A 26890-nucleotide genomic window follows, 5' to 3' on the forward strand; every position below is an offset into this window, starting at 1 on the left:
GCGGAACGGCGGCCCACAGTCGGTCCACATCGCCTTCACCGCCAGCGAGGTCGCCGCGCTTACCGCCCTCAATCAGCAGCTCGAAGCCAGAACCAAACGGCTGAAAAACCCACATCCCCCCGACAGCCTCGCCTGGGCCGCCTGGATCATCGGCCGCCTCGGCGGCTGGGATGGCTATCCATCATCCAAGCCGCCAGGCCCGATCACCTTCAAAACCGGCCTTGAATACTTCCATGCCGTCGCAGTCGGATGGAGCCTCAGAGATCCGTGCATGCCCTAGCGCGAAAGCGCGGACCCATAACCACAGGCGCGCGTTGTTGGAGCCAGCTGCGGCCCAGCTTCACACAACACGGATATCGGTGGTTATGGTTCCCGGGTCGCGCTTCGCTTGCCCGGGACGACGAGAGTCGTGCGGTCGGGCTAACGCCTCAGATCATTCCGAGCGCCTGCATGTAGGTCTCGATGATCGTCTCCTGCTCCTGGCGCTCGTTCGGGTCCTGCTTGCGCAGGCGCACGATGGTGCGCAGGGCTTTGACGTCGTATCCGTTGCCCTTGCTCTCGGCATAGACGTCGCGGATGTCGTCCGAGATCGCCTTCTTTTCTTCTTCCAGCCGTTCGATGCGTTCGATGATGGCCTTAAGCTGGTCCTTTGCGAATCGGGTCGCGGGTTCTTCTTTGACGGCTGCGGAGGTGGCCATCGGGTACTCCTGAAATGGAACTGGTGTTGAGGCGTCCTGTTGAGGCGTCCTGTTGAGGCGTCTTGGCGGTATGCGCTCCTCACGGATCGCGTGTCGGAAATGACCCTCAAGTTTGGGACGCCTCCCGTCAAGGAAACGTCGCGCTCATCCACAGCGCGCCCACAGGAGATGCTGGCGTTACCCGCAACCACCGTCATTCCGGGGCAATGCGCAGCATTGAACGACGATGCGCAATTGCGCATCGGAGAATCTCGAGATTCCGGGTTCGTCCTTCGGACGCCCCGGAATGGCGGAATGCGTATGCCTCAATGCCCGGGGTGGGCCTTCTTCATCGCGGCCAGTTGCTCCGGCGTCGCCGTGCCCTGGTATTTTGCCTTCCACTCCTCATAGGGCATGCCGTAGACGGCCTCGCGGCTCTCGTCCTTGCTAACAGCCACACCCTTGGCATCGGCCTCTTCCTTCATCCAGTTGGAGAGGCAATTCCGGCAGAATCCGGCGAGGTTCATCAGGTCGATGTTCTGGACGTCGGTACGGCTCTGCAAATGCTGCACCAGGCGCCGGAAAACGGCGGCTTCCAGCTCGGTCTTGGTCTTGTCGTCAATGGTCATGGGCCGTCATCCCGGTTTGTGATTCCCACCATATTGATATCAGGTGGGATTCGTCACAGATTTTGCCACATCGCTGCGCAAAACAGCATGAAATCGGGTGGGATCGGCGGTTTTCGATGGCGGAAGCCCGCCTGCCTTCCGTTGACAGGCGCCGCCGAGCCACGCGAAATCGTCAATGATTCGGTGTAGCTTCGCCTCATGATCGTACTGGATTCCCTGCCCATCCCCCCTCGTCTGCTTGCCGGTCTTCTGCCCGTGCTGGCGCTTGCGGCGGCGTGCCTGTGGACCAGCCCGGCTGCGGCCGATTTCCGGCTCTGCAACAATACCGCCAGCCGGGTCGGCATCGCGCTCGGCTACAAGGACGCCGAGGGCTGGACCACCGAGGGCTGGTGGAACATCTCTTCGCGCTCCTGCGAGACCTTGCTGCGGGGCAATCTGGTCGCGCGCTATTATTACATCTACGCGCTGGACTATGACCGCGGCGGCGAATGGTCGGGCCAGGCCTTCATGTGCTCGCGCGACAAGGAGTTCACCATTCGCGGCACCGAAAATTGCCTGGCGCGCGGCTATGACCGCACTGGCTTCTTCGAGGTCGACACTGGGGAGCAACGGGCGTGGACCGTACAACTGACGGAAGCCAACGAGCAGCCGGCGCAGAAGGTGCCGGGAATGCCAGGCGGGGTCGCACCAGGGACTCCCGCGGTGCCGGGCCTGCCCAATCCACCGGGCGGAACGCCTCCAGGCGCGTCTGGTCTACCTCCAGCCGCACCTCCCGGAAGCAAGCAATGAGAAGACTGCGTCGGATCAAGATCCTCGCGACCTTGGGTCCCGCCTCCTCCGACAGCGCAATGATTCGCAAGCTGTTCGAGGCTGGCGCCGACCTCTTTCGCATCAACATGAGCCACACCCCGCATGACAAGATGCGGGACCTCGTGAAGACCATCCGCAATGTCGAGTCCAGCTACGGCCGGCCGATCGGAATCCTGGTCGACCTGCAGGGACCCAAGCTCCGGCTCGGCGCCTTTGCCGAAGGCTCGGTGCAGCTCAACAACGGCCAGAGCTTCGTGCTCGATTCCGACAAGACGCCGGGCGACAATACCCGCGTCAACCTCCCGCATCCGGAGATCCTGGCGGCGCTGCGGCCCGGCCACGCGCTATTGCTCGATGACGGCAAGGTGCGGCTGATTGCGGAAGAGACCTCGCCCGACCGCGCGGTGACGCGCGTGGTGATCGGCGGCAAGATGTCGGACCGCAAGGGCGTCAGCCTGCCCGACACCGACCTGCCGGTGTCGGCGATGACGCCGAAGGACCGCGCCGATCTCGAGGCTGCGCTGACCACCGGCATCGACTGGATCGCGCTGTCCTTTGTGCAGCGCGCCGAGGACGTCCACGAGGCCAAGAAGATGATCCGCGGCCGCGCCGCCGTGATGGCGAAAATCGAGAAGCCGCAGGCGATCGACCGGCTGGCCGACATCATCGATGCCTCCGATGCGCTGATGGTCGCGCGCGGCGATCTCGGCGTGGAGCTGCCGCTAGAGCGCGTGCCGAGCCTGCAGAAGCAGATGACGCGAATGGCACGGCGCGCCGGCAAGCCGGTGGTGGTCGCAACCCAGATGCTGGAATCGATGATCCAGGCGCCGGTACCGACCCGCGCCGAGGTCTCCGACGTCGCCACCGCCGTCTATGAGGGCGCGGATGCGATCATGCTCTCGGCGGAATCGGCTGCCGGCAAATATCCGGTGGAAGCGGTCACCACCATGAACCGCATCGGCGAGGAGGTGGAGCGCGACCCGACCTATCGCGGCGTGCTCAATGCGCAGCGCGCCGAGCCGGAGCCGACGGTCGGCGATGCGATCGCGGATGCCGCGCGCCAGATCGCCGAGACGCTCGACCTCTCGGCGATCATCTGCTGGACGTCATCGGGCTCGACCGCGATCCGCGTCGCGCGCGAACGGCCCAAGGTGCCGGTCGTTGCGATCACGCCGAACCTGGCGACGGGCCGCAAGCTCTCGGTGGTGTGGGGCGTGCACTGCGTCGTCGCCGAGGACGCGCGCGATCAGGACGACATGGTCGACCGCGCCAACTCCATCGCATTCAGGGATGGCTTTGCGCGCGCCGGCCAGCGCGTGATCATCGTCGCCGGCGTCCCGCTCGGCATCCCCGGCACCACCAACATGGTCCGCATCGCCTCCGTCGCGCCGCAAGGGGAAGCGGAGAAGTGACGCAATCTCGCCGTCGTCCCGGCCTTGAGCCGGGACCCATAGCTACAGGGAGTAGTTGTGTGACGAAGGCGTCGACCAGATCGCGCCACCGATAGATTCCGCGGTATGGGTCCCGGCTCAAGGCCGGGACGACAGCGATGGAGCTTTCGGCTACGCTCCCACCAGCGCCTTTGCCGGTGTCGTCGCCTGCACCACGAGGCCGCGGGCGCGGGCGTCCATGACGCCGACGGCGCGCAGTGCGAGTAGCGTCACGGTCTGCACCGCGTCGCGCAGCTTGACGGGATCGTCGAGATTGTCGGGCGCGAGCGGTCCGACCAGCGACTCATGCAGCGCGCCGAGCAGCGCGGTGGCGGCAAGCGCGGTATCCTGCGCCGGCAGATGGCCGGCGCGCACCGCGGCATCGATTCGGATGGCGATCTCACCGGCGATCTCGCGCCGGCTGGCCAGCCGCGAGGCGGTGACATCGACATCGACAGGCTCGGCCAGGATGCCCCAGGCGAGCTTGCGCTGCGACAACACATGGACGGCAACCGTGGTGACCGCGGCGGCCAGCGCCGAGGACGGCCCGGGCGCGGCATCCGCGGCCCGGCGAATCGCGGCGAGCTCGTCGCGCGAGACCTCGGCGATCAATTCGGAAATCAGGTCGGCCTTGGACGGGAAATAGCGGTAGACGGTTCCCGCCGCGACATGGGCGCGGACCGCCACCGGCGCGATCTGCACCGCAGCCATGCCGCCGTCCGCCGCCGCCTCGCGTGCCGCCGCTAAAATGGCGCTGCGCCGGGCGGCCAGCCGCTTTACCACTTGATGGGTTCGCCGATAGACCATGGCGCTGTTCCCGTCCCCAAGCTCCCGCCGGCTCGGGATCGGCCGAACGAGACTTCACTATTTTAGGCGATCGAGCGCAGATCGCTGCAAAAGCTGAACACCTATTCATGGCGTCTGGCAAGACGGATTTGTGCCTTCTGGAATGCACAAAAAGGAGGGGTCCCGGCTCAGCGACCTTGGTTACTCCCAGCTTAAGGCACCCCCGTTCTGGTACTCGATCACGCGGGTCTCGAAGAAATTCTTCTCCTTCTTCAGGTCCATCGCCTCCGACATCCAGGGGAAGGGGTTGTCGGCTTCATCGAATACCGGCGCGAGCCCAAGCTGGGCGCAACGGCGATTGGCGATGAAGTGCATGTAGGTTTCACAAAGTGCCGCGTTCAGTCCGAGAAAACCGCGCGGCATGGTGTCCCGTCCATAGGCCGCTTCGAGTTCGGCCGCCGTCCGCACCATGTCGCGAATCTCCTCCTGGAAGGGCTTCGTCCAAAGATGCGGATTCTCGATTCGGACCTGGTTGATGACGTCGATGCCGAAGTTCAGGTGGATGGATTCATCGCGCAGGATGTACTGATATTGCTCGGCGATCCCGATCATCTTGTTGCGCCGGCCGAGCGAGAGGATCTGCGCGAAGCCGGTGTAGAACCACATGCCTTCGAAGATGACGTAGAAAGCGACGAGGTCGCGCAGGAACGCCTGGTCTGCTTCCGGCGTCCCGGTCCTGAAGTCGGGATCGTCGAGATGCTGCGTATGTTTCAGCGCCCACGCCGCCTTATCAGTGATCGAGGGCACCTCCCGGTACATGTTGAACAGCTCGCCCTCATCGAGCCCCAAGCTCTCGACGATGTACTGGAAGGTGTGGGTGTGCACGGCCTCCTCGAACGCCTGCCGCAACAGATACTGCCGACACTCCGGATTGGTCAGATGGCGATAGATCGCGAGCACGATGTTGTTGGCGACGAGGCTTTCGGACGCCGCGAAGAAGCCGAGATTGCGCTTGATCGCGCGCCGCTCATCTTCGGTCAGGCCGTCGCGCGACTTCCACAGCGCGATGTCGGCCTGCATCGAGACCTCCGCCGGCATCCAGTGATTGTTGCAGGCGGCGAGATATTTCTCCCACGCCCATTTGTACTTCAGCGGCAGCAATTGATTGACGTCGGCGCGGCAGTTGATCATGCGCTTGTCGTCGACCGAGACACGGCTGCCATGGCGATCGATCGCACCTAAGCCGGTCTGGTTGCCGGCTGCGGCGACGTTCATGAGGGGGACCGCGTGGCGCGCGGTCGTAGCGGGCTCTGACCAGTCGAGCATGGCGTTATTCCTTATTCCGCTGCTCACTGGCAGGCTTCACATTCGGGATTGTCGATCGAGCACGCGATGGCGCCGGACAAGTCCGGCGCGCTGGACATCGCGGGAGCTACGCTGACGGCGTTGAGCTTGCCGTCGGTGCCCTTCAGCGTCGACTTCTCGACATGGGTGGCGCTGCGCGAGCGCAGGTAATAGGTCGTCTTGAGGCCGCGCTGCCAGGCCAGGCGATACAGCGCATCGAGTTTCTTGCCGGAGGGGTTGGCGATATAGAGGTTGAGCGACTGCGACTGGTCGATCCATTTCTGCCGCCGCGCCGCCGCCTCGATCAGCCAGGCGCTGTCGATCTCGAACGCGGTCGCATAGAGCGCCTTGAGATCATCAGGGATACGGTCGATCGCACCTAAGCTGCCATCGAAATATTTGAGATCACTGACCATCACCTCATCCCACAAGCCCCGCGCCTTGAGGTCGCGGACCAGGAAGGCGTTCACGACGGTGAAATCGCCGGACATGTTGGATTTGACATAGAGGTTCTGGTAGGCGGGCTCGATCGACTGCGCCACGCCGCAGATGTTGGAGATGGTCGCCGTCGGCGCGATCGCCATCACATTGGAATTGCGCATGCCGACCGTCTTGACGCGCTCGCGCAGGCCGTCCCAGTCCAATGTGCGCGAGCGGTCCATCGCGACGTCGCCGCGCGCTTCCGCCAGCAGCTCGATCGAATCGATCGGCAGGATGCCCCGGCTCCACAGCGATCCCTCGAACGACGGGTAGCGACCGCGCTCGGCGGCGAGATCGACGGAAGCCGAGATCGCGTGATAAGCGATCGCCTCCATGCTGGTATCGGCGAAGGCGACAGCCGCGTCGGACGCAAGCGGGATCCGCAGCACCTGCAGCGCATCCTGGAATCCCATCAACCCGAGGCCGACCGGCCGATGCCGCAGGTTGGAGCGCCGCGCCTCGGGAATGGTGTAGAAATTGATGTCGATGACATTGTCGAGCATCCGCATCGCGGTCGCGACCGTCCGCTTCAGCCTGGCCGTATCGAGCCCGCGCTCGCCGACGTGATTGAGCAGGTTGATCGAGCCGAGATTGCAGACCGCGGTCTCCTCGTCCGAAGTGTTGAGCGTGATCTCGGTGCAGAGATTGGAGGAATGGATCACGCCGGCGTGGCGCTGCGGCGAACGCAAATTGCAGGGGTCCTTGAAGGTGATCCAGGGATGCCCGGTCTCGAACAGCATGGTCAGCATCTTGCGCCAGAGATCAACGGCACGGACATTCTTGGATACCCGCATCTCGCCGCGCGCGGCCTTGTCTTCGTAAAGGGCATAGCGCTCGGCAAAGGCCTTGCCGTAGAGATCGTGCAGATCGGGCGTCTCGTCCGGCGAGAACAGCGTCCATTCGCCGTCGGCCTCGACGCGCTGCATGAAGAGATCAGGCACCCAGTTGGCGGTATTCATGTCGTGGGTGCGGCGGCGGTCGTCGCCGGTGTTCTTGCGCAGGTCGAGGAATTCTTCGACGTCGATATGCCAGGTCTCGATATAGGCACAGACCGCGCCCTTGCGTTTTCCGCCCTGGTTGACGGCAATCGCGGTGTCGTTGGCGACTTTAAGGAACGGCACGACGCCCTGGCTCTCGCCATTGGTGCCCTTGATATTGGCGCCCAGCCCGCGCACCCGCGTCCAGTCATTGCCGAGGCCGCCGGAATACTTGGCGAGCAGCGCATTGTCCTTGATCGACTTGAAGATGCCGTCGAGATCGTCAGGAACGGTGGTGAGGAAGCAGGACGACAATTGCGGCCGCAGCGTGCCGGAATTGAACAGCGTCGGCGTCGATGCCATGAAGTCGAAGGAGGACAGGAGATTGTAGAACTCGATCGCGCGCGCTTCGCGATCGATCTCGCGCAGTGCAAGCCCCATGGCGACGCGCATGAAGAACGCTTGCGGCAATTCAATCCGGTGGCCGCGGACATGCAGGAAATAGCGATCATAAAGCGTCTGCAGCCCTAAGAACTGGAACGCAAGATCGCGCTCCGGCTTCAGTGCCGCGGCCAGCTTGTTCAGGTCGAAGCGGCCGAGTTCGGGGTCGAGCAATTCGGCCCTGATGCCGGTCTTGATATAGGCCGGAAAATATTCGCCATAGCGCACCGCCATGTCGGCCTGCGACGCCGTCGTTGGCGCGCCCTGCACGAAGGACAGCACTTCAGTGCGGAGCTTGTCGAGCAACAGGCGCGCGCTGACATAGGCGTAGTTCGGCTCCTGCTCGACCAGCGTACGCGCCGCCATCACGCTGGCGAGCGCGAGTTCCTCCTGGCTGATGCCGTCATAGAGATTGCGCTGGATTTCCGCGACGACAGGCGCAGCGTCGACACCGTCGAGCCCCGCGCAGGCCTCGCCGACGATCATCGCCAGCCGCGCATGGTCGAGCGGCACCTTGCTGCCGTCCGCGAGCGTGACGTGGACGATTGGCCCGCTCGGTGCCGTTGCGGATTTAGCTGCCTGCTGTTCGGCGCGCTGCCGCGCCCGCTCCTCGCGATAGAGCACATAGGCGCGCGCCACCTTGTGATGGCCGCTGCGCATCAATGCCAGTTCAACCTGGTCCTGGATGTCCTCGATATGAAAGGTGCGGCCTTCGCTCATCCGGCGCGACAGCGCGCCGACGACTTCGGCGGTCAATTCCTCGACCGTTTCGTGCACGCGGCGCGACGCAGCCGCCGTATTCCCCTCGACCGCAAGGAAGGCCTTGGTCATCGCCACCGAGATCTTGCCGGCATCGAATTGCGACACCGTGCCATTGCGGCGGATCACCTGCATCGGCAGCTGTGCTTCCGGCGCCGCGATTGATTCGGGGCGCACGTGGATGAGAGGCGACGCGGTGGCTTCGCGATCGAGAGAGAGTGACATCTTGCAGACCCCGTGATGTTGCTGGGGACCGGATGCCGGAGGCGACGCTGCGTGATGATGCCGGCGGCGTACCGGCATGAGCCTGCAAGCGACCGCCGGGACACCCCGCCCGTGGACGTTATTTTGCTGTCGCGGCAGGTCTCCTGGCTCGCAGGTCGGCGTCACTCCCCGTCTTCCCAATGCGATGCCGCATCAGTGACGTCTAAAATCGGGAGCAACTCACTGCTTACAGTTGCGGGGGCAGCGCTGGATTCTCGCGAGCAACGCGCGATCACCAGCTTCCCTCTTAGCCACCATTCCTTGCGTCATGATGGACCGTGACAGCTACATCTGGTGCGATTTGGGGAATGGTGTCAATGGGACGTATGGGCGAAGCGCAAAAATTCCGGTCGATACCGTTGACGCTGTGAACAACCGGCGCCACGCGCACGTGATGTCAGCCGAGTTGACGTTCGCGCGATCTTGCCGGTAAGTGATCGCGTCGTGGTTCTTCGGAGAGATCTTTTCCGGAGCTAAGAGGGAAGCCGGTGTAAAGCCGGAGCTGCCCCCGCAACTGTAAGCGGCGAGCCGCGGTCCACAATTGCCACTGAAGCCTGCAAAGCTTCGGGAAGGCCGGACCGCAGCAACGACCCGCGAGCCAGGAGACCTGCCTCGACAACATACACGTCCTCGGGCGGGGTGTCCCGGTGGTGCGGTTGCGATTCCGTGCGCACCTCGAGCAGGGAATCCAGACGTGTCACTACGGCCTTTGCCCCCAACTCATGGGGTTAAGCCAATGTCTCCCACTTCACTTGCTGTTGCATCTCTAGGCACGCCGCGGATCGGTCCGCGCCGTGAACTGAAATTCGCGCTGGAACGCTTCTGGTCCGGCGCATCAGACGAAAAGACGCTGATCGAAACCGGCGTCGGGCTGCGCGCGGCCAATTGGGCGCGGCAGAAGAAGCTCGGTATCACCGTGATCCCGTCGAACGATTTCTCGTTCTACGATCAGGTGCTCGACACCTGCGCAATGGTCGGCGCTATCCCGGAAAGCTATGGCTGGACCGGCGGCGCGGTGCCGCTTGCGACCTATTTCGCGATGGCGCGTGGCACCACGGCCGACGCGCATGACGAGGCTTGCGGACATGCCCATCACGCACACGGCGTGGCGGCGCTCGAAATGACGAAATGGTTCGACACCAACTATCACTACATGGTGCCGGAGCTTCGCAAGAACCAGTATTTTGCACTCTCATCACGCAAGCCGATCGAAGAGTATGAGGAGGCGAAGGCGCTGGGTTATCAGACCCGCCCCGTGCTGGTCGGCCCGGTCACGTTCCTGAAACTGGCCAAGTCCAAGGAACCGCATTTCGACACGCTGTCGCTGCTCGACAGGCTCCTGCCGGTCTATATCGAACTATTGCGCGAACTCGCTGCCCGCGGTGCGGAATGGGCGCAGATCGACGAGCCCTGTCTCGTGCTTGATCTGGACGCCGCCGCTCAGCAAGCCCTACGGCGCGCCTATTCCGAAATCGCCAAAGCGGTGCCGGACATCAGGATCATGCTGGCGACCTATTTCGGCGGGCTCGGCGGCAATCGTACGGTCGCGTTTGATCTTCCGGTCGCCGGCCTCCATCTCGATCTCGTGCGCGCGCCCCAGCAGCTCGGCGATCTCATCGACGTTCCGAAAGAACGGGTGCTGTCGCTCGGCGTGATCGACGGCCGTAACGTCTGGCGCGCGGATCTGAGCCGGATCCTCGATCGGCTTGGGCCCGTCGTCGCAAAGCTCGGCAAGGAGCGCATTCAGATCGCGCCATCCTGCTCGCTGCTTCATGTACCCATTGATCTCGCCCTGGAAACCAAGCTCGATCCCGAGGTGAAGACCTGGCTTTCATTCTCGGTGCAGAAGCTCGAAGAGCTTGCCGCGCTGGGCGCGGCGCTTGGAAGTGGCCGGGCCCATGCGTCCGAAGCGATCCGAGCGTCCGATGCCGCCGCGGCCGCGCGCAAGACCTCACCGCGGATTCACGATGCCAAGGTTGCCCGGCGTCTCGCCGCCATCGATGACGGCATGCGCCATCGTGCCAGCCGGTTCGCCGAACGTGCCGAGGTGCAGCGCGAGCGGTTCAATCTGCCACCCTTCCCGACCACGACCATCGGCTCCTTCCCGCAGACAACCGATGTCAGAAACGCACGCGCCGCACATGCCAATGGTGCACTCAGCGATACCGCATACAAGACCTATCTGCAGCATCAGACCGCACGCGCCATCCGTTGGCAGGAGAATATCGGGCTCGACGTCCTGGTCCATGGCGAGTTCGAGCGCAACGACATGGTCCAGTATTTTGGCGAACAGCTTTCCGGCTTCGCCTTCACCGAGCTCGGCTGGGTGCAGTCCTATGGCTCGCGCTGCGTCCGGCCGCCGATCCTCTACGGCGATGTCTCACGACCACAGGCGATGACGGTCGAATGGTGGCAATTCGCGCAGTCACTGACGGCAAAGCCGGTGAAGGCGATGTTGACCGGCCCCGTGACCATCCTGAACTGGTCGTTCGTCCGCGACGACCTGCCGCGCAGCGACGTGTGCCGACAGATCGCGCTCGCGATTCGCGACGAGGTGCTCGATCTCGAGGCGGCCGGCGCCGGCATGATCCAGATCGACGAAGCGGCACTGCGGGAAGGCCTGCCGCTGCGCGGGTCGGAATGGAAGACCTATCTCGATTGGGCGGTCGATAGTTTCCGCATCTGTTCCTCCGGCGTGCAGGACGAGACCCAGATCCACACCCATATGTGCTACTCCGAGTTCAACGACATCATCGACGCCATCGCGGCGATGGACGCCGATGTCATTTCGATCGAGACCTCGCGCTCGAAAATGGAATTGCTCGACGCCTTCCGGAACTACCGCTACCCGAACGAAATCGGCCCCGGCGTCTACGATATCCATTCACCGCGCGTGCCTGACATTGGCGAGATCACCGACCTCCTCAAGCTCGCAAGGGAGCGGCTCTCCGACACGCAGCTCTGGATCAATCCCGACTGCGGCTTGAAGACCCGCAAGTGGGAAGAGGTGCGCCCAGCGCTCGCCAACATGGTCGCCGCCGCCCGCGAATTGCGGTCGCTTGGCTAGACAGCGCCGCCCCGTCTCTTATCCTGCGGCGGCTCGAAGAGGAGAACGCCATGCGCTTCTGGATTCAATGCACAAGGTTCGAGACGGAGCAGCCCATTCACATCAATATCGCGCTCGTCGGCAGCATGTGGCGCGACGGCGAGCGCACCGTACTCGCCTTCGTGGGTGGCGATGGCGAGAGGATTGAGGTCGTCGAGACACCGGAGCAGATGTTGGACCGGCATCTCGGCACGCCCGGGACCGCGTGACGATATGCAGGCGGTTGCAACGTCATTGCGAAGGCAAGGACCCATAACCACAGGCGTTTACAGTGTGCTCCGCTACAACGGCTTGCTCGCGCCACGACAGCCGCCTGTGGGATGAGTCCCGGGTCCCGGCTACGCCCAAGGGGCTTCGCCGCGGCACGCAAGCCCGGGACGACGATGGAATGTGGAGCAATCGCAAAAGCAAAAGCCCGGCATTAGGCCGGGCTTCTGTACGTCTTGCTCTCTGATCGCGCTTACGCCTGCGGCTGCGGCTCCAGGCCGGGGTCCGGATCCGTGCGCGGACGGGACTTGCCGGCGGGCGGCACGGCGGAGGCGCGTGGCGTGGTCGGCTCGAGCACGGACTCGCGGTTCGGCTTCTTGCCCTTCAAGAGATCGACGATCTCGTCGCCGGTGAGCGTCTCGAACTCGAGCAGGCCTTTCGCCAGTGCTTCGAGATCGGCGCGCTTCTCGGTGAGGATTCGCGTCGCCTCGTTATAGCCTTCCTCGACCAGGCGCTTGATCTCGGAGTCGATCTTCTGGACTGTCGCCTCCGAGGCGTTCTGGGTGCGCGACACCGACATGCCCAGGAACACTTCATCCTGGTTCTCGCCATAGGAGACGGTGCCGAGCTGTTCCGACAGGCCCCAGCGGGTCACCATCATGCGCGCCAGACGTGTCGCCTGCTCGATGTCGGAGGCCGCACCCGAGGTGACCTTCTCGCGGCCGAACACCAGTTCTTCCGCGACGCGTCCGCCCATCATGATGGCGAGACGCGAGGTCATCTGCTCCAGCGACATCGACAGCTTGTCGCGCTCCGGCAATTGCATGACCATGCCGAGTGCACGGCCGCGCGGAATGATGGTCGCCTTGTGGATCGGGTCGGTGGCGACGACGTTGAGGCCGACGATCGCGTGGCCGCCTTCGTGATAGGCGGTCAGAAGCTTCTCTTCCTCGGTCATAACGAGCGACTTGCGCTCGGCGCCCATCATCACCTTGTCCTTGGCCTCTTCGAACTCGGCCTGCGTCACCATCCGCTTGTTACGGCGGGCGGCGGTCAGCGCGGCCTCGTTGACGAGGTTCATCAAGTCGGCACCCGAAAAGCCTGGGGTGCCGCGTGCGATGGTCTTCAGGTTGATATCGGGCGCCAGCGGCACCTTGCGGACGTGAACCTTCAGGATCTGCTCGCGGCCGACGACGTCAGGGTTCGGCACCACGACCTGACGGTCGAAGCGGCCGGGCCGCAGCAGCGCCGGATCGAGCACGTCGGGGCGGTTGGTGGCGGCGATCAGGATCACGCCCTCATTGGCCTCGAAGCCGTCCATCTCGACCAGCAACTGGTTCAGCGTCTGCTCGCGCTCGTCATTGCCGCCGCCGAGGCCAGCGCCACGATGGCGGCCGACCGCGTCGATTTCGTCGATGAAGATGATGCAAGGCGCGTTCTTCTTCGCCTGCTCGAACATGTCGCGCACGCGCGATGCACCGACGCCGACGAACATCTCCACGAAGTCGGAGCCGGAAATGGTGAAGAACGGCACGTTGGCCTCGCCCGCGACCGCACGCGCGATCAGCGTCTTACCAGTGCCGGGAGGCCCGACCAGCAACACGCCGCGCGGAATGCGTCCCCCCAAACGCTGGAATTTGCCGGGGTCGCGCAGGAATTCGACGATCTCCTGCAGGTCCTGCTTGGCCTCGTCGACGCCGGCGACGTCCTCGAACGTCACCCGGCCATGCGCCTCTGTCAGCATCTTGGCGCGCGACTTGCCAAAGCCCATCGCCTTGCCGGCACCGCCCTGCATCTGCCGCGACAGGAAGATCCACACGCCGATCAGCGCGATGAAGGGAAGCCAGGAGACCAGGAGCGAAACGAACCACGGCACGTTGTCGCCCGGCGGCTTCGCGGTGATCTGCACCTTTCCGTCATAGAGGCGCTTCACCAGCGTCGGATCGTTCGGCGCATAGGTCTGGAAGCTCGAGCCGTTGGTGAAGGTGCCATGGATTTCCGGCCCCTGGATCACGACGTCGCGGACATGGCCCTGGTCGACTTCGCTGAGGAGCTGCGAGAACGAGATGTCCTGCGAGGACGCGCGCTGACCCGGGTTCTGGAAGAGCGTAAACAACGCCAACAGCAGCAAGACGATAATGACCCAGAGGGCGAAATTCCGCAGATTGGCGTTCATTGATCTTCCTTCGTGGTCGCGCGGATCGCGGCCTCAAAACTATCCTCGGGCGGCCTCAGGCAGGGCACTTCAGGATATCCCTGGGAATCCCCCTTAGCGACTGCATACAATTTAGGTGCCACGGGAGTATATGCCAAGGGAACTGCACAGGACTATTTAGCGCATCCTAGCCCGATTCCCGGTCAAATAATGGCGCAAAGATCCGGGTTTTTCGGGGGTAGTTAAGCGGATATGACGGGAATTTTCCTATTCGCCTGAATATCAGCGGGCCCGGCTCCTGCGCGGCGGTGCCGGCTCGACCCGGATCCGCCCATTGGCGAGCCCAATGACCGCGCCGGCGAGCGTCTGCTTCAGCTTGCCCGCCCTCTGCGTCACCGCCTGATCGAGTGCGGCCAGCAGGGCCTCGATCTTGCCCAGTTCGGCCGGCCCCTCATGGCCCACGCGGTCGATCGCGCGCTTGAGCAGGCGCAGGCGGACCTCCTCGGGAAGGGCCACAAAGGCCCCGGCATCGAATCCGGGGCGCGCCGCATTGCCATCGCGCAGCGCAAGGTAGCGCTCGGCACCATCAGCCAGCACTTCCACCGCGGCATTGGCCCGAGCGAGCCGCGCCGCCAGCCGCGCCAGGTTCCGGGCATCGCCGCCCTCCGCAGCCAGTGCCGGCATCAGCGCGCGCAGCCGCGGACGCGTGAACGCAGTGTCACGATTGGTCGGATCGACCGCATAACCGATCCTGGCTTTCTCCAGGGTAGCGATCAGCCGCGCCTTTGGAACAGCGAGCAGCGGCCGCGCCAATCTCACCCCTTCGCGCTCGGTCTCGCGCGCCATCGCGGCGAGGCCGGCGATGCCACTGCCGCGCAGCAGCCGCATCAGAAGCGTTTCGGCCTGGTCGTCGCGGGTGTGGGCCGTGAGGATATGCGTCGCCCCGCTCGCGCGGGCCGCTTCGGCCAGCAGGCGATAGCGCGCCTCGCGTGCCGCCTCCGGCAGGCCGCTGTTCGGCTTGGTCCCGGTCCAGCGCAACGTCCGATGGGGCAGATCGAGCGTGCCTGCAAGGCGCTTGACCTCACGCGCTTCGCGCGCGGCCTCCGGACGCAGGCCGTGGTCGACGGTAACTGCAATCAGCCGCGGCCCCTGCTTCAGTGTCCGGCGCCAGCGCACCGCGAGCCACATCAACGCCACCGAGTCGGGACCGCCGGACACGGCCAGAACAATCGCTGGCGCGCGCTTCCAGTCGTCTAACAGACGTTTGGCTTCGGTCGCGGAAATCGCGCTGCTGTCATCGGACATGGCGGTGCCATCAATCGCGGAGCCGATCGGCTCCTGCGGCACCGGTTTAGCACTTGATCCGCTTCTGCTCACGATCGACGGCAGCTTTGACGCCCGTGGAAGCCCGCGGATATTTCCGCGTCACTTCGCCGAGCGCGGCGCAGGCGGCTTCCTTCTCCTTCAGCGCCGCCAGTGACTGGCCAAGCCGCAGCAGCGCGTCCGGCGCCTTGGCCGACTTGTCGAATTTCGTGGTTACGCCGAGGAAGGACTCGGCGGCGTCACGATACTGCTGACGCTGAAAATAGCTCTCGCCGAGCCAATATTGCGCATCCGGGATCAAGGGGTCACTCGGATATTTCTGGGAGAAATTGCGCATGGTTTCCTCGGCGAGCGCATAGTCCCTGCGCTGCATATAGCCGATGCCAAGATCGAACTCGTCCTTCGATGTCGCCGATGGCGGCAAGGTGGTCAGTGCGGCGGTGGCGCCACCCCCCGCCGGTGCGCCGGCATTGCGTGGGCTGGTGTTGCCGAGGTCGAGCGGTTCGCCGGCGCCACGTCCGCCGGGCGCGCCGACCGCAGCATCCGGTGACATCGGCATCTGGCCGCCACCGAGTGCGCGCGGCGCCCCCGGGGCGTTCGGGTTCTGGTTGGGATCGAAGGCATCGCCACGGCCGCGGCGCCCTCCTGCCGCTGGCGCTGCCGGCTCCTGAACGATTGGAGCGGGAGCTGCGATCTGGGTCTGGTCGTAGCCGCCCTGCGATTGCCGGTAACCCGGCTGCGGTTGGCCGTATCCCTGCTGCGGCTGTCCATAGGCCGGCTGGCCGCCTTGCGGCGGGTAGGACGGTGCAGGCTGTGCGGCCGGCGGCACGGCGGCGGCGCCGGGCTGGCTGCCGGGGCCTGACGGCGCAGCGCCGAGCTGACGCAGGCGCTCCTCCAACTGGCGGTTACGATATTGCAGTTCCTCGTTCTGGCCGGTCAGCTGCCGAAGCTGGTTCTCCAGATGCTGGACCCGCATTTCGAGGTCGGCATCGTCGGATTGTGCGAAGGCCGGTGCGGAAACGGCCAGTCCCGCGGCAACCGCCGCGGCGCGTGTAACTCTAAGAAATCTGGATGACATCTTGCCCTGACGACGAAAATCGACGCGGAACCACCCTGATGCAGGGAGTACGCCGGAATTGTGACTGAAGCAAATCAACGTTTAAACAAAACCGGCGCCTCTCGGCGCCGGTGGCAAATCGCAGAGTTTTCGAAAGCTCACGAACTCGCGTTCAGCACCGTCACGGCGCGGCGGTTCTGCGACCAGCAGGAGATGTCGTTGCAGACCGCCACCGGACGTTCCTTGCCGTAGGAGATGGTGCGCATCCGGCTCGGATCGATGCCGCGCGAGGCGAGATAGGAGCGAACCGCCTGGGCGCGACGCGCACCGAGCGCGATATTGTATTCGCGGGTGCCGCGCTCGTCGGCATGGCCTTCAATGGTAAAGCTGTAACGGTTGTAGCTCTGCAGCCACTGCGCCTGCTTGTCCAGGGTCGCGATCGCCTGCGGGGTCAGGTCGGTCTGGTCGCTCTCGAAGAAAACACGGTCGCCGACGTTCACGACGAAATCCTGCTGGCTGCCCGGGGTCGCCGCGTTCGCCATCGCGCCATCGGCGCCGAGATTATTCTTGGCGCATGCACCCATCGATAGCGCGACCGCCACCACCGCGGCGAGCTTCAATCCCTGGAGGATTCGCATCTGATATTTCATTCCCGGAGCCTCCACGCTCACGTTCTCGAACTCTCATCCGATCTACAGGGCGATGGTTAAGCGAACGTTCCGTCAACCTTGATGGGACCTTGCCAGACCCGATCAAATGCGGACGAACGGCGAAAAGCGCCCCCGATGGTTAATGGGTTGTAAATGTGGCGCGAGGGTGAAGACAAGCGCGGAGGCAGCCGGAATCGCCGATTTCCCGGCTTTACCGGAAAGAATCGGCGCAGAGTGCGGGACTTCGGCGACAGTTCGGGCGAAGCCGGACTATTCAGGAACTTGGAACGATCGACGCTTGCGCGAAGGAGGGCCGGACATCATCAGTGGTACCGGATTGACCCCGCCCCCGCTCGAACAGCATCCGCCGCTCGAACGCACTTGAGCGCAGGAAGGGGTAACGGGCGAGGACCCGCTCACGCACAGCGGGTAAGTGCGCCGCCATCAATCCGACGGGCTTCAAGAGGCCCGGATGGATGCGCGGCTCGGACCAAGCCTCATGCAGGAACACCCGACGGTAAAACGCCATGTGCTCGGGACGCACCATGGCCAATCCATAGTCGGCGTTGAAGTGAACGCCAGCCGTCGATCCGAGCCGAACCGTCACGTAGGGCAGCTCCGGAAAAGTCCGCGCCTTTTCCGGATCGGCGACAAAGCGCGTCGAGTCGATGAAGACCAACCCTTGATCAAGCTTGGGATGAAGCACGTCACCAAACACATCTACGGAGGGCGAGATCCGGCACTCCGGCGTGACGACGTTGATGCGAATTGAGCTGTAGAGTTCGCCGTTAAAGTACACGCCGAACGTCCAAACGTTGGCGGCATCATCATACTGATCCGCGACGCGCTCGTCCGCCGACGGTTCGATCGCGCGTTCGCGCAGATAAGCGCGATAGCGGAGCCGGTAGATATCTTCCTTTTCGGCTGGGGTTTGCGCTAGGCGATAATCGACTTGATCCAGCGGGTCCGAAAGCCGTCCGCTTGCCGGCCTGGTGGCCTCCACCGCGGGCATTATTTCAATCCTTACACCTGCGAGCAACTTCTGCGCGTATCAAAAAGATTAACAGCATCTTAATTTATTGCAAAGGGATCGCGGCAATACGGTTAATCGACGCGGGGCTCGCGCGCGAGCCATGCGTGGGTGGCACCGCGGAGCTACCGGTAGAGGGACGGTCTCAGGCGATCGACCGCGAGGATGCCAACTTCAGCAAGTCTTCCGGACGGCGGCCATGAGAGGCGCTGAGGAGTTGCCGTATACGCACCGCAGGCACCGGGCGGCTGAACAGATAGCCTTGCGCCTCGGTCACCGCGCCGTCGGCGCTGACGAGATCGAGCTGCTCGTTGGTCTCGATGCCTTCCACCACGACGGACATGCCGAGATCGGCGGAAAGCCGCGCCACACCACGCAAAAGCGTCAGCGGTCGGTCGGTGTCGATGCCTTCGAGGAACGAGCGGTCGATCTTGACCTTCTGCAATGGGAAGTTGTGCAGATAGCTCAGGCTCGAATAGCCGGTGCCGAAATCGTCGAGCGAGATCCGTACACCCAGCGCATGCAGCTGCGACAGCACGTCGTGCGTCACTTGCGTATTGCGCAACAGTGAGGACTCGGTGATCTCGATCTCAAGACGTCGCGCTGGCAGGCCCGAAACCTCCAGCGCATAGCGGACCTCGCTCAGCACGTCGCGCTGATGGAACTGCTGCGGCGACAAATTGACCGCGACGCTGACGGATTCGGGCCAGGTCATGCATTCCATACAGGCCTTGCGTAGAATCCAGCGGCCGAGATCGACGATTAACCCCATGTCCTCCGCTACCGGAATGATCTCGATCGGAGAGACCGTGCCGCGCACCGGATGGTTCCAGCGCAATAGCGCCTCGCAGGTCGTGATCCTGCCAGTCTTGAGATTGACCAGCGGCTGGTAATAGAGCTCGAACTCCTCGTTCGCCAGCGCCTTGCGCAGGTCGAGTTCGAGGATACGGCGCGCTTCGACGATCTGGGCCATCTCGTCGCGGAAGAAGCAGAACGTGCCGCGCCCGTCAGCCTTGGCACGATAGAGCGCCATATCGGCGTTCTTCAAAAGCGTGTCGGCGTTGACGCCCGGCGAGGTCATGGCGATACCGACGCTGGCCCCGATCTCGACCAGATGATTGTGAATCTTGTAACGCTCGCTCAGGCGATCGACGATACGACGTGCAAGGCTGGCCGCATCCTCATGTGATTTGATGTCCTGCTGGAACACCACGAACTCGTCGCCGCCGAAGCGCGCCACGAAATCTTCCGGCCGCAGCATTTCGCGGAGCCGGCCAGCTACCGCGCAGAGGAGCTGGTCGCCGCAGGGATGGCCGAGCGTATCGTTGACCTGCTTGAACTGGTCGAGGTCGATGAACAGCAGTGCCGACAACTGCCCGCCTCTCGGCCGCGCCAGGAGACGACCGATCTCGTCGCGGAAATTGAGCCGGTTGGGCAATTGCGTGAGCTCGTCATACCGCGCCAGATGGGTGATGCGGGCTTCCGCATTGCGCCGCTCGGTCACGTCTTCGAGCAACACGACCGTGCCGCCATCGGCCATCGCCTGAAACGTCCACGACAACGCACGGTTCTGGGTCGGGTCGGGGGCGCTCGTGATCACGACCCGCATCTGGGTGTGCTCGATCTCGGCGAGGATCATCCTGCCGCTCGCCTCTGAGATCGAGCCGGCGCTGACGCATGCCGAGATGATGTCGGATGCGCGCAACCCCCGCTGCACAAGGTCTTCCGGCAGGCCCATCATCTCGCTGAAGCGATAATTCATCACCGCAAGGCTGCCATCGTCGCGAAACATGCACAGGCCGTGCGGCATGTTGTTCAGCGCGGTATCGAACTGGCCGGCCAGCGCCGCTTCCCGCTCCTTCGCGATCCATGCGTTGACGTAGATCCGCTGCAGGCTGGATGTCAGGTGCCGGATGGAAACGAAGAAGACAAAGCTCAGGAGGGCAAGCGCGATGTAGTAGGCGCCGCCCACATAGAACAACGCGAAGATCAGGGGTCCGATCGACAACAGCAAGTGCAGGTGGAAGATCCGCGGGCGGCCGAATGTCCGCCCAACCCCAGCCGATGTATAGGCCACCACCGTCGTCACGCAGAGCATGTGGGCGGCCGCATCGCTGGTTCGCAGCAGAACGGTTACCCCCCAGATGCCGAGCACGATGCCATAGGCGACGGCGCCGAACCGGTAGCGCTGCTCCCAGCCGACGGACTCCGCGACGGTGAGCCGCGAGTTGCGCTGCTGGTAACGGTACATCTGATGAGCGCGCCCAAGCCCCACCACGATGAACAACGGCACGCACAGCCACATCAAGATGTCGCCGGTGACGGCGGCGATCACCGAGCCGGCGATGGCCGGGCCAAAGGCGCCGAAGATCATCGGCGCGGGATTCATGAACAGGGAATCGACCAGCGCAGCCGCGATCGTTGGCGACATCTGCCGGTCCGACTCTCCCGTCTGATTGGCAAACTGCATGAGCTGGGCACACGTCCTGTTGTAACGTGCAGTTTTACCTAGCGCTGATGAAGTCTTTCTGAGGGAATATCGTTACCAAGACCTTGTTTCGAGTTTTATGCAGCGGAAATTCTCTTTTTATTTCAATTAACTAGGAAAAATTTGCCGGTTAACGGAAATGGTTACCCGCAAAGCCCGGCAATTTACGACAATAGCGGCGACCACGCCGGATCGGACGCGAAGCCCGGCGTCGGCACGCGCAGTTCGTTGCGGCCGGAAACGTCGACGGTGAAGAGCGACGGTCCCTGGCCGGGATCGCGGAAGAACATCACGACGCGCCCGTTCGGCGCAAAAGTCGGCCCCTCATTGTGATAGCCCGAGGTCAGGATCCGCTCGCCCGAGCCATCGGGCTTCATGATGCCGATTGCGAACTGGCCGCCGCCCTGCTTGGTGAAGGCGATGTAGTCGCCGCGCGGCGACCACACCGGCGTCGAGTAGCTGCCGTCTCCAAAGGAGATGCGCTGCGCCTGCCCGCCGTTTGCGGCCATCACATAGATCTGCGGCTTGCCACCACGATCGGACTCGAAGCAGAGGCGCGTTCCGTCGGGTGCAAAGGACGGCGAAGTGTCGATCGCCGGGGTGTCGGTCAGCCGCGTCATCGATTTCGAACGCAGGTCCATCACAAACAGGTTCGAGTTGCCGCCCTGCTGCAGGCTCATGATGATGCGCTGGCCGTCCGGCGAGAACCGCGGCGAGAACGACATGCCCGGGAAATTGCCGACGATCTCGCGCTGGCCGGTCTCGATGTTGAGCAGATAGACGCGCGGATCGCCCTGGCCGAACTCCATATAGGTGATTTCCTGGGTCGACGGCGAGAAGCGCGGGGTCAGCACCAGGTCCGAGCCGCGCGTCAGGTAGCGCACATTGGCGCCGTCCTGGTCCATCAGCGCGAGCCGCTTGACGCGGCGCTCCTTCGATCCGGTCTCGTCGACGAAGACGATACGGGTATCGAAATAGCCCTTCTCGCCGGTCAGCCGTTCATAGATCTGGTCGGAGATGATGTGCGCGATGCGCCGCCAATATTCGGCCGAGGTGTCGTATTGCTGGCCGGCGAGCTGCTGGCCGGTATTGACGTCCCAGAGGCGGAATTCCGCCTTCACGCGCCCGTTGTTCTGCCGGGTCATGCGTCCGGTGACCAGCGCCTGCGCGTTGACCGACTTCCAGTTCTGGAAGTTCGGCGCGGCGTCGATATTGATGTTCTTCTCCAGGTAGGCGGCCTGGTCGATCGGCGCGAACAGACCGCTTCGCTTGAGATTGTTGGTGATGACCTGGGTGACGCCGGCACCGACCTCGGTATCGCCGGGGGTACCGGCCGTGAAATTCGGGATCGCGATCGGCAGCGGCGCGAACTCGCCGTCGGGAATCTGCACGCGCTTCGGCCCTTGCGCGAATGCGCCACGCGGTGCGGCGGCAATGGTGCCGAGCGCGGCCATGCTGGAAATGATCTGGCGGCGGCTCGGGCGGAAAAACGTCTCAAACGATTTGTTCTGATTGGTCATCGTTGGCGAACTTTGCTTTATGGGACCTCAAGCGCACATCGCGCTCAGGTCTTTCGTTCGGTGAACACGGGCGAAAAATATTTCCATTCGTCGAAGAAGGCCGCCGGCAGATTGTACGGCTGGCATTCGATGATCGCGCGCAACGCGCTCTCCTGATAGACGCGCAAATAAGGCGTCGCTGCCGTGCCTTCCGGCACCGGCATGCCCTCGAGCGTGCCGTCGCGCTTCAGGCGGATCACGAAGGCCGCTTCCGTCTGCTGCGCCTCGATGCCGCCATAGGGCTTCTTCCAGCAGCGCTCGACCTGGCTCTTGAACATCGCGCCCCAGGTCGCCGAGTTGTCGGCGGCCTTGCCATGGGAAAGGCCGAGCGCTGCGTTGGAATTGAGGGTGTCGCCCGCCGCCGCCTGGCGCGTCGGATCGCGCTTGTCGAGCAGGGCTGCGATCTTCGACTGGTCGAACACGCGCTCCTTCAGCTTCTGCTCCGGCGGCGGCTTGGCAGCCTGCTGTTGCGGCTTCGGCGGCGGCTTCTTCTCTTCCTTCTTGATCGCCTCGGCAATCGGATCGGGCTTCACGGGGTCCGGCTTCTTCTCGGCCTGCTTCGGCTCCGGCTTCGGCTCTTCCTTCTTCGCCTCTTCCTTTTTCGGCTCTTCCTTGGGCTTGGTCTCTGCAACCGGCTTCGGCGGGTCGGGCTTCTTTTCGACCGGCTTCTCTTCCACCTTCGGGGTCGGCGGCGGGGCGGTGTCGGTGACGATGGGCGGCTTCTTGTCCTCGATCTTGCCGACGGCGTCGTCGACCGGCTTGGCCTCGGCGACCTTCTCGACGAGCGGCTTCGGATTTTCCTTCTTGCCGGTCCTCTGGCCGGCCATCACATGGGCAAGCTGGTCGGACGAGATGACGTCGACAGCGACGGTCTCCTCGTCCGGCAGGACATAGGCCTTGGACGAAAACGATACGAGGCCCCATCCCAGCACGAGCACGTGCAGGGCGATCGATGCCACCAGTGTCTTGTCGACCTTGACCTTCAATTTTCCCTGCAACTTACCCTGCTCTGCCACAGCTTAAGATCTCAAGATCCCCCCTCCGGGATGATGACGATGTTGGCCTTGAAGCCGGCGGTGCGAATCTGGCCCAGGAGCTTCATCATATCCGTGTAACAGACGTCCTTGTCCCCGCGCAGATATACCACGGCATCGTTATCCGACCGGGTCTCCCGGATAGCCTTGATTTTGGGCAAGAGGTCGGCAGCCGAGATTGGGGCGTCCCCGAGATAGAGTTCCACGTTCGAATTGCAACTCCCGCCGGTGCGCTTGACCGACAGCGTCAAGGGCGGGGTGTTCTGGGCAATCGACTTGCCGCCGCTCGCGATCGGCAGGTCGATGTCGATATTCGACGTCATCAAGGGCGCTGCGACCATGAAGATGATGAGCAGCACCAGCATCACGTCGACCATCGGCGTGACGTTGATTTCCGCCATCACGGCGGCGCGGCGCCGGCCACGGCGGCCACCGCCACCAGACGAACCGGCCATGCTCATCGCCATGGCCTAAAACCCACCGCTTGCGTTCATCACTTGCTGCCTCATCAGGCCCGTTCGTCGATCTGGCGCGACAGAATCGCGGAGAACTCGTCGGCAAAGCCTTCCAGGCGCTGGGCCTGCCGGTTCACCTCGGAAATGAACTTATTGTAGAAAATAGTCGCCGGAATTGCGGCGATCAGGCCGATTGCGGTCGCAAACAGCGCCTCCGCGATTCCGGGCGCCACCACCGCCAGCGAGGTATTCTTTGATGCCGCGATCGACTGGAAGCTCGACATGATGCCCCAGACGGTGCCGAACAGGCCGACGAAGGGGCCGGCCGAGCCGACGGTCGCGAGCACCAGCAGCCGCCGTTCCAGCCGCTCGACCTCGCGCGCGATCGACACGTTCATGACCTTCTCGATCCGCATCTGAAGGCCGCCAAAGGAGCGCGAATGGCTCTCGAAGGACCGCTTCCATTCGCGCATCGCCGCCACGAAACAGGCCGCCATCGACTGGGTCGGCTTGGCCGACAGCGTGCGATAGAGTTCCTCGATCGACTGCCCCGACCAGAACGCCTGCTCGAACCGGTCCATCGCGCGGCGGGTGCGCGAATACAGGAAGATCTTGTCGATCGCGATCGCCCAGACCCAGACCGAGCAGGCGAGCAACCCGAGCATGACCGCCTTCACGACCCAGTGGGCCTGCAGGAACAGCGCGATCAGCGACACGTCGCTCGAGGCCATGGGCAGCGCTGCCTGCGCCACGTCGGCGGGATTCATCGGCAATATCCTTTCAACGCAAAGATCCTCTGTCCTTCCCGGAGCAAATGGCTGCCGGTCCCGGATTTTCGTTTCGACGCGTTTTCCTCACGCCAACCGGTCTCCACCTCGCTTGAGCCGCCCCTCGCAGCCGCGCGCCCAGCGCGGCGGTAAGCGCCAGCCGCGAAAAGCTTTCATCAGTCGCATGGGAGGGCCGTCCAAGGCCGGGCCCTGCTTCCTCCGCCAACATGTCAAAACAAGGGCTGTTCGCGCGTCATTTCCGTCCCTCACCTGACTCTAACCGTGGTTAATGCGAGGTTACCAAAGTCCGGTTTGGCGGCTGGAAATGCAGGAAATCCGGCCGGTTATGGGAATGGGCGGGTTCCCTGCTGCTTGTTCCTCATCCTGAGGAGCGGCCGTTCGGCCGCGTCTCGAAGGATGAGGCCCCGCCGGTGGCCTCGCCCTTCGAGACGCCTGCTGCGCAGGCTCCTCAGGGTGAGGAGATAGGCTGGCTTCAATTGTCAAACAGCGAAGGGGATATGAGTCCGTATTCTCGCGACATGAAATGCCCGAGCTTTGCGTTCGTTTCGCCCTCTCATTGAACAGAGGGCGCAGGGAAAGCCGGGTGCTGGTTGCACCCGTGGGTCCCGTGCAACAAAAAGCACGGGGGTAGGACCACAGGTTCAACCGAAGCATTCCGGCTTTCCCTGCGCGATGGTTTACGGCTTACTTCGTGCTCTCCTCGGTGACCGGGCTTTCTTGCCACCGTCACCCTTAGGGATGTTTCCATCCCCCAGGACTTAGCGCCAGCGTCGGGGCGCCAGGACCACACGACTTCGCCGTTCGTGAATGTCACGCTCGTCAGTCGTGACACTCACGTCCACCGCATCTCACCGCAACGTTCGTGACGATCGCGACCCGCCCCTCATTCGCGTGAGACGCGCGGAGTTAAATCACTGATTTGCCCGACGGTGGAAGCGGAATGTTTTTCGCGCGAGGGGTGGACAGGGGAAATCACGTTGATTGGCTTAAGGAAAATCGTGCGAACGATATGACGCCGTCATGCCCGGGCTTGCCCGTCTTCGCTATCGCTTCGCCGGACTGACATTAGAGTGCCCGGCGAAGCCTCGGCGTAGCCGGGTCCCGGGCATCCACGTCCTTTGCTTCCGTGCACGGGAGAGACGTGGATGGCCGGGTCAAGCCCGGCCATGACGGAGGAGAGGATTGCGCAATGCGTCCCCTAGTCATTCCGAGGCGATGCGACAGCGTCGAGCCCGGAATGACTAAGAAGCTTGGCGCGTGCGAGAGGGTGGGTTACGCATCCGACAAATCATACCCAGGGAGAGACTCCTCATGCGCACCCATTCCATCGCCGCCATTCCTGCCGACGGTATCGGCCCCGAGGTGATCTCGTCGGGCATTCGTGTCCTGGAGGCGCTGGCGAAACGATCCGGCGATGTTGCCTTCCAGTTCAAGACGTTCGACTGGGGCTCGGACTATTACAAGAAGCACGGCGTCATGATGCCGGCGGACGGGCTCAATGAGTTGAAGAAGTTCGATGCGATCTATTTTGGCGCAGTCGGCGCGCCGGATGTGCCCGACCACATCACGCTGTGGGGACTGCGGCTGCCGATCTGCCAGGGTTTTGACCAATACGCCAATGTAAGGCCGACCAAGATTCTGCCCGGCGTCGCCTCACCACTGCGCAATGTCGGCGTCGGCGATCTCGACTGGGTGATCGTGCGCGAGAATTCGGAAGGCGAATATGCCGGCGCCGGCGGACGCGCGCATAAGGGCCTGCCCGAGGAAGTCGGCACCGAAGTTGCGATCTTCACCCGCGTCGGCGTCACGCGCATCATGCGCTATGCGTTTCGGCTCGCGCAGTCGCGACCACGGAAGTTTCTCACCGTGGTGACGAAATCGAACGCGCAGCGGCACGGCATGGTGATGTGGGACGAGATCGCTGCCGAAGTGGCAGAGCAATTCCCCGATGTCACCTGGGACAAGATGCTGGTCGACGCCATGACGGTGCGCATGACGCTGAACCCGAAAAGCCTCGACACCATCGTCGCGACCAATCTGCACGCCGATATCCTGTCCGATCTCGCAGGCGCGCTCGCCGGCAGCCTCGGCGTCGCGCCAACAGGCAATATCGATCCCGAGCGCCGCTTCCCCTCGATGTTCGAGCCGATCCACGGCTCGGCCTTCGACATTACCGGCAAGGGCATCGCCAACCCGGTCGCGACCTTCTGGACCGGCGCGCAGATGCTGGAGCATCTCGGCGAGAAGGACGCGGCCATGCGTCTGATGGCGGCGGTGGAACGCGTCTGCGCCGCCGGCGTGCTGACGCCGGATGTCGGCGGCAAAGCGACGACGAAAGAGGTGACGGACGCCGTGATCGACGCGATTCACGGCACGAATGTGTGAGGCGGTGTCTTCACCTTTCCCTATGGGAGAGGTGAAGTGCGGCCCGCCTGCGAAAG

Annotated in this window: 20 protein-coding genes, 1 pseudogene and 2 riboswitches; of the genes and pseudogenes, 6 read left to right on the forward strand and 15 right to left on the reverse strand. The window is 63.5% G+C overall.

The genetic code is table 11. From position 1 onward, the window contains the following. Positions 1-280, forward strand: a pseudogene (locus YY7_RS61860) (IS4 family transposase); the annotation flags it as partial. A gap of 148 nt (positions 281-428) precedes the next feature. Here the strand turns inward: YY7_RS61860 and YY7_RS0113145 are convergent. Both YY7_RS0113145 and YY7_RS0113150 read right to left on the reverse strand, forming a co-directional pair. Continuing rightward, complete coding sequence (locus tag YY7_RS0113145) at positions 429-698, reverse strand: DUF2312 domain-containing protein (RefSeq protein ID WP_028163653.1); 270 nt, start codon at positions 696-698, stop codon at positions 429-431. 305 nt (positions 699-1003) lie between these two features. Next, on the reverse strand, positions 1004-1306 hold the full coding sequence (locus YY7_RS0113150; protein ID WP_028163654.1) for a DUF1244 domain-containing protein: 303 nt from the start codon (positions 1304-1306) through the stop codon (positions 1004-1006). 198 nt (positions 1307-1504) lie between these two features. On the opposite strand from YY7_RS0113150, the gene YY7_RS0113160 reads away from it, so the two are divergent. Continuing rightward, positions 1505-2095, forward strand: coding sequence for a DUF1036 domain-containing protein (locus tag YY7_RS0113160; protein ID WP_165435525.1), 591 nt, complete (start codon positions 1505-1507; stop codon positions 2093-2095). Beyond that, the gene (gene pyk, locus YY7_RS0113165) at positions 2092-3528 is read left to right on the forward strand and encodes a pyruvate kinase (RefSeq protein ID WP_028163656.1); all 1437 of its coding nucleotides are present in this window, start codon (positions 2092-2094) and stop codon (positions 3526-3528) included. Before YY7_RS0113160 ends, pyk begins: the two co-directional genes overlap by 4 nt. A gap of 150 nt (positions 3529-3678) precedes the next feature. Here pyk and YY7_RS0113170 read toward each other — a convergent pair whose 3' ends face one another. The 3 genes from YY7_RS0113170 to YY7_RS0113180 form a co-directional block, all read right to left on the reverse strand. Continuing rightward, positions 3679-4353 (reverse strand): TetR/AcrR family transcriptional regulator, encoded by a 675-nt coding sequence (locus YY7_RS0113170; RefSeq protein ID WP_028163657.1) that lies wholly within the window; start codon positions 4351-4353, stop codon positions 3679-3681. A 180-nt stretch (positions 4354-4533) separates the two neighbouring features. Then, positions 4534-5658, reverse strand: a complete 1125-nt coding sequence (locus YY7_RS0113175) for a ribonucleotide-diphosphate reductase subunit beta (RefSeq protein ID WP_028163658.1) — start codon at positions 5656-5658, stop codon at positions 4534-4536. 23 nt (positions 5659-5681) lie between these two features. After that, positions 5682-8558, reverse strand: coding sequence for a ribonucleoside-diphosphate reductase subunit alpha (locus YY7_RS0113180; RefSeq protein WP_028163659.1), 2877 nt, complete (start codon positions 8556-8558; stop codon positions 5682-5684). Between the two features lie 116 nt (positions 8559-8674). Beyond that, positions 8675-8893: riboswitch (cobalamin riboswitch) on the reverse strand. 132 nt (positions 8894-9025) lie between these two features. Further along, positions 9026-9226, forward strand: a riboswitch (cobalamin riboswitch). Between the two features lie 107 nt (positions 9227-9333). On the opposite strand from YY7_RS0113180, the gene metE reads away from it, so the two are divergent. Then, complete coding sequence (gene metE, locus YY7_RS0113185) at positions 9334-11664, forward strand: 5-methyltetrahydropteroyltriglutamate--homocysteine S-methyltransferase (protein WP_028163660.1); 2331 nt, start codon at positions 9334-9336, stop codon at positions 11662-11664. Between the two features lie 50 nt (positions 11665-11714). After that, positions 11715-11912, forward strand: coding sequence for a hypothetical protein (locus tag YY7_RS0113190; RefSeq protein WP_028163661.1), 198 nt, complete (start codon positions 11715-11717; stop codon positions 11910-11912). Positions 11913-12163: 251 nt separating this feature from the next. Here YY7_RS0113190 and ftsH read toward each other — a convergent pair whose 3' ends face one another. The 10 genes from ftsH to tolQ form a co-directional block, all read right to left on the reverse strand. Further along, on the reverse strand, positions 12164-14086 hold the full coding sequence (gene ftsH, locus YY7_RS0113195) for an ATP-dependent zinc metalloprotease FtsH (RefSeq protein WP_028163662.1): 1923 nt from the start codon (positions 14084-14086) through the stop codon (positions 12164-12166). Between the two features lie 261 nt (positions 14087-14347). Next, complete coding sequence (tilS, locus tag YY7_RS0113200; RefSeq protein WP_028163663.1) at positions 14348-15370, reverse strand: tRNA lysidine(34) synthetase TilS; 1023 nt, start codon at positions 15368-15370, stop codon at positions 14348-14350. A gap of 46 nt (positions 15371-15416) precedes the next feature. Beyond that, entirely contained in the window at positions 15417-16466 is a 1050-nt protein-coding gene (gene ybgF, locus YY7_RS0113205) for a tol-pal system protein YbgF (protein WP_028163664.1), read from the reverse strand. A gap of 137 nt (positions 16467-16603) precedes the next feature. After that, the gene (pal, locus tag YY7_RS0113210; RefSeq protein WP_028163665.1) at positions 16604-17095 is read right to left on the reverse strand and encodes a peptidoglycan-associated lipoprotein Pal; all 492 of its coding nucleotides are present in this window, start codon (positions 17093-17095) and stop codon (positions 16604-16606) included. Between the two features lie 274 nt (positions 17096-17369). After that, the gene (locus YY7_RS0113215; RefSeq protein WP_035690028.1) at positions 17370-18107 is read right to left on the reverse strand and encodes an N-acyl amino acid synthase FeeM domain-containing protein; all 738 of its coding nucleotides are present in this window, start codon (positions 18105-18107) and stop codon (positions 17370-17372) included. A 163-nt stretch (positions 18108-18270) separates the two neighbouring features. After that, on the reverse strand, positions 18271-20595 hold the full coding sequence (locus YY7_RS0113220; protein WP_028163667.1) for a putative bifunctional diguanylate cyclase/phosphodiesterase: 2325 nt from the start codon (positions 20593-20595) through the stop codon (positions 18271-18273). A gap of 182 nt (positions 20596-20777) precedes the next feature. Then, the gene (tolB, locus tag YY7_RS0113225) at positions 20778-22067 is read right to left on the reverse strand and encodes a Tol-Pal system beta propeller repeat protein TolB (RefSeq protein ID WP_433994499.1); all 1290 of its coding nucleotides are present in this window, start codon (positions 22065-22067) and stop codon (positions 20778-20780) included. 110 nt (positions 22068-22177) lie between these two features. Beyond that, the gene (locus tag YY7_RS0113230; RefSeq protein WP_028163669.1) at positions 22178-23158 is read right to left on the reverse strand and encodes a hypothetical protein; all 981 of its coding nucleotides are present in this window, start codon (positions 23156-23158) and stop codon (positions 22178-22180) included. 41 nt (positions 23159-23199) lie between these two features. Next, positions 23200-23673, reverse strand: coding sequence for a biopolymer transporter ExbD (locus YY7_RS0113235; protein WP_028163670.1), 474 nt, complete (start codon positions 23671-23673; stop codon positions 23200-23202). A gap of 41 nt (positions 23674-23714) precedes the next feature. Continuing rightward, the gene (gene tolQ, locus YY7_RS0113240; RefSeq protein WP_027579741.1) at positions 23715-24428 is read right to left on the reverse strand and encodes a protein TolQ; all 714 of its coding nucleotides are present in this window, start codon (positions 24426-24428) and stop codon (positions 23715-23717) included. A 1332-nt stretch (positions 24429-25760) separates the two neighbouring features. Between tolQ and YY7_RS0113245 the strand changes: the two genes are divergently transcribed. Further along, positions 25761-26834, forward strand: a complete 1074-nt coding sequence (locus YY7_RS0113245; protein WP_028163671.1) for a tartrate dehydrogenase — start codon at positions 25761-25763, stop codon at positions 26832-26834. Positions 26835-26890: the final 56 nt, after the last annotated feature.

It is taken from the genome of Bradyrhizobium elkanii WSM2783, assembly GCF_000472865.1.
Taxonomy (GTDB): Bacteria; Pseudomonadota; Alphaproteobacteria; order Rhizobiales; family Xanthobacteraceae; genus Bradyrhizobium; species Bradyrhizobium elkanii_A.

Coding starts and splice junctions, on each gene's coding strand:
- YY7_RS0113145 (WP_028163653.1), bottom strand. CDS start 698: ATGGCCACCTCCGCAGCCGTCAAAGAAGAACCCGCGACCCGATTCGCA.
- YY7_RS0113150 (WP_028163654.1), bottom strand. CDS start 1,306: ATGACCATTGACGACAAGACCAAGACCGAGCTGGAAGCCGCCGTTTTC.
- YY7_RS0113160 (WP_165435525.1), top strand. CDS start 1,505: ATGATCGTACTGGATTCCCTGCCCATCCCCCCTCGTCTGCTTGCCGGT.
- pyk (WP_028163656.1), top strand. CDS start 2,092: ATGAGAAGACTGCGTCGGATCAAGATCCTCGCGACCTTGGGTCCCGCC.
- YY7_RS0113170 (WP_028163657.1), bottom strand. CDS start 4,353: ATGGTCTATCGGCGAACCCATCAAGTGGTAAAGCGGCTGGCCGCCCGG.
- YY7_RS0113175 (WP_028163658.1), bottom strand. CDS start 5,658: ATGCTCGACTGGTCAGAGCCCGCTACGACCGCGCGCCACGCGGTCCCC.
- YY7_RS0113180 (WP_028163659.1), bottom strand. CDS start 8,558: ATGTCACTCTCTCTCGATCGCGAAGCCACCGCGTCGCCTCTCATCCAC.
- metE (WP_028163660.1), top strand. CDS start 9,334: ATGTCTCCCACTTCACTTGCTGTTGCATCTCTAGGCACGCCGCGGATC.
- YY7_RS0113190 (WP_028163661.1), top strand. CDS start 11,715: ATGCGCTTCTGGATTCAATGCACAAGGTTCGAGACGGAGCAGCCCATT.
- ftsH (WP_028163662.1), bottom strand. CDS start 14,086: ATGAACGCCAATCTGCGGAATTTCGCCCTCTGGGTCATTATCGTCTTG.
- tilS (WP_028163663.1), bottom strand. CDS start 15,370: ATGTCCGATGACAGCAGCGCGATTTCCGCGACCGAAGCCAAACGTCTG.
- ybgF (WP_028163664.1), bottom strand. CDS start 16,466: ATGTCATCCAGATTTCTTAGAGTTACACGCGCCGCGGCGGTTGCCGCG.
- pal (WP_028163665.1), bottom strand. CDS start 17,095: ATGAAATATCAGATGCGAATCCTCCAGGGATTGAAGCTCGCCGCGGTG.
- YY7_RS0113215 (WP_035690028.1), bottom strand. CDS start 18,107: ATGCCCGCGGTGGAGGCCACCAGGCCGGCAAGCGGACGGCTTTCGGAC.
- YY7_RS0113220 (WP_028163667.1), bottom strand. CDS start 20,595: ATGCAGTTTGCCAATCAGACGGGAGAGTCGGACCGGCAGATGTCGCCA.
- tolB (WP_433994499.1), bottom strand. CDS start 22,067: ATGGCCGCGCTCGGCACCATTGCCGCCGCACCGCGTGGCGCATTCGCG.
- YY7_RS0113235 (WP_028163670.1), bottom strand. CDS start 23,673: ATGGCGATGAGCATGGCCGGTTCGTCTGGTGGCGGTGGCCGCCGTGGC.
- tolQ (WP_027579741.1), bottom strand. CDS start 24,428: ATGAATCCCGCCGACGTGGCGCAGGCAGCGCTGCCCATGGCCTCGAGC.
- YY7_RS0113245 (WP_028163671.1), top strand. CDS start 25,761: ATGCGCACCCATTCCATCGCCGCCATTCCTGCCGACGGTATCGGCCCC.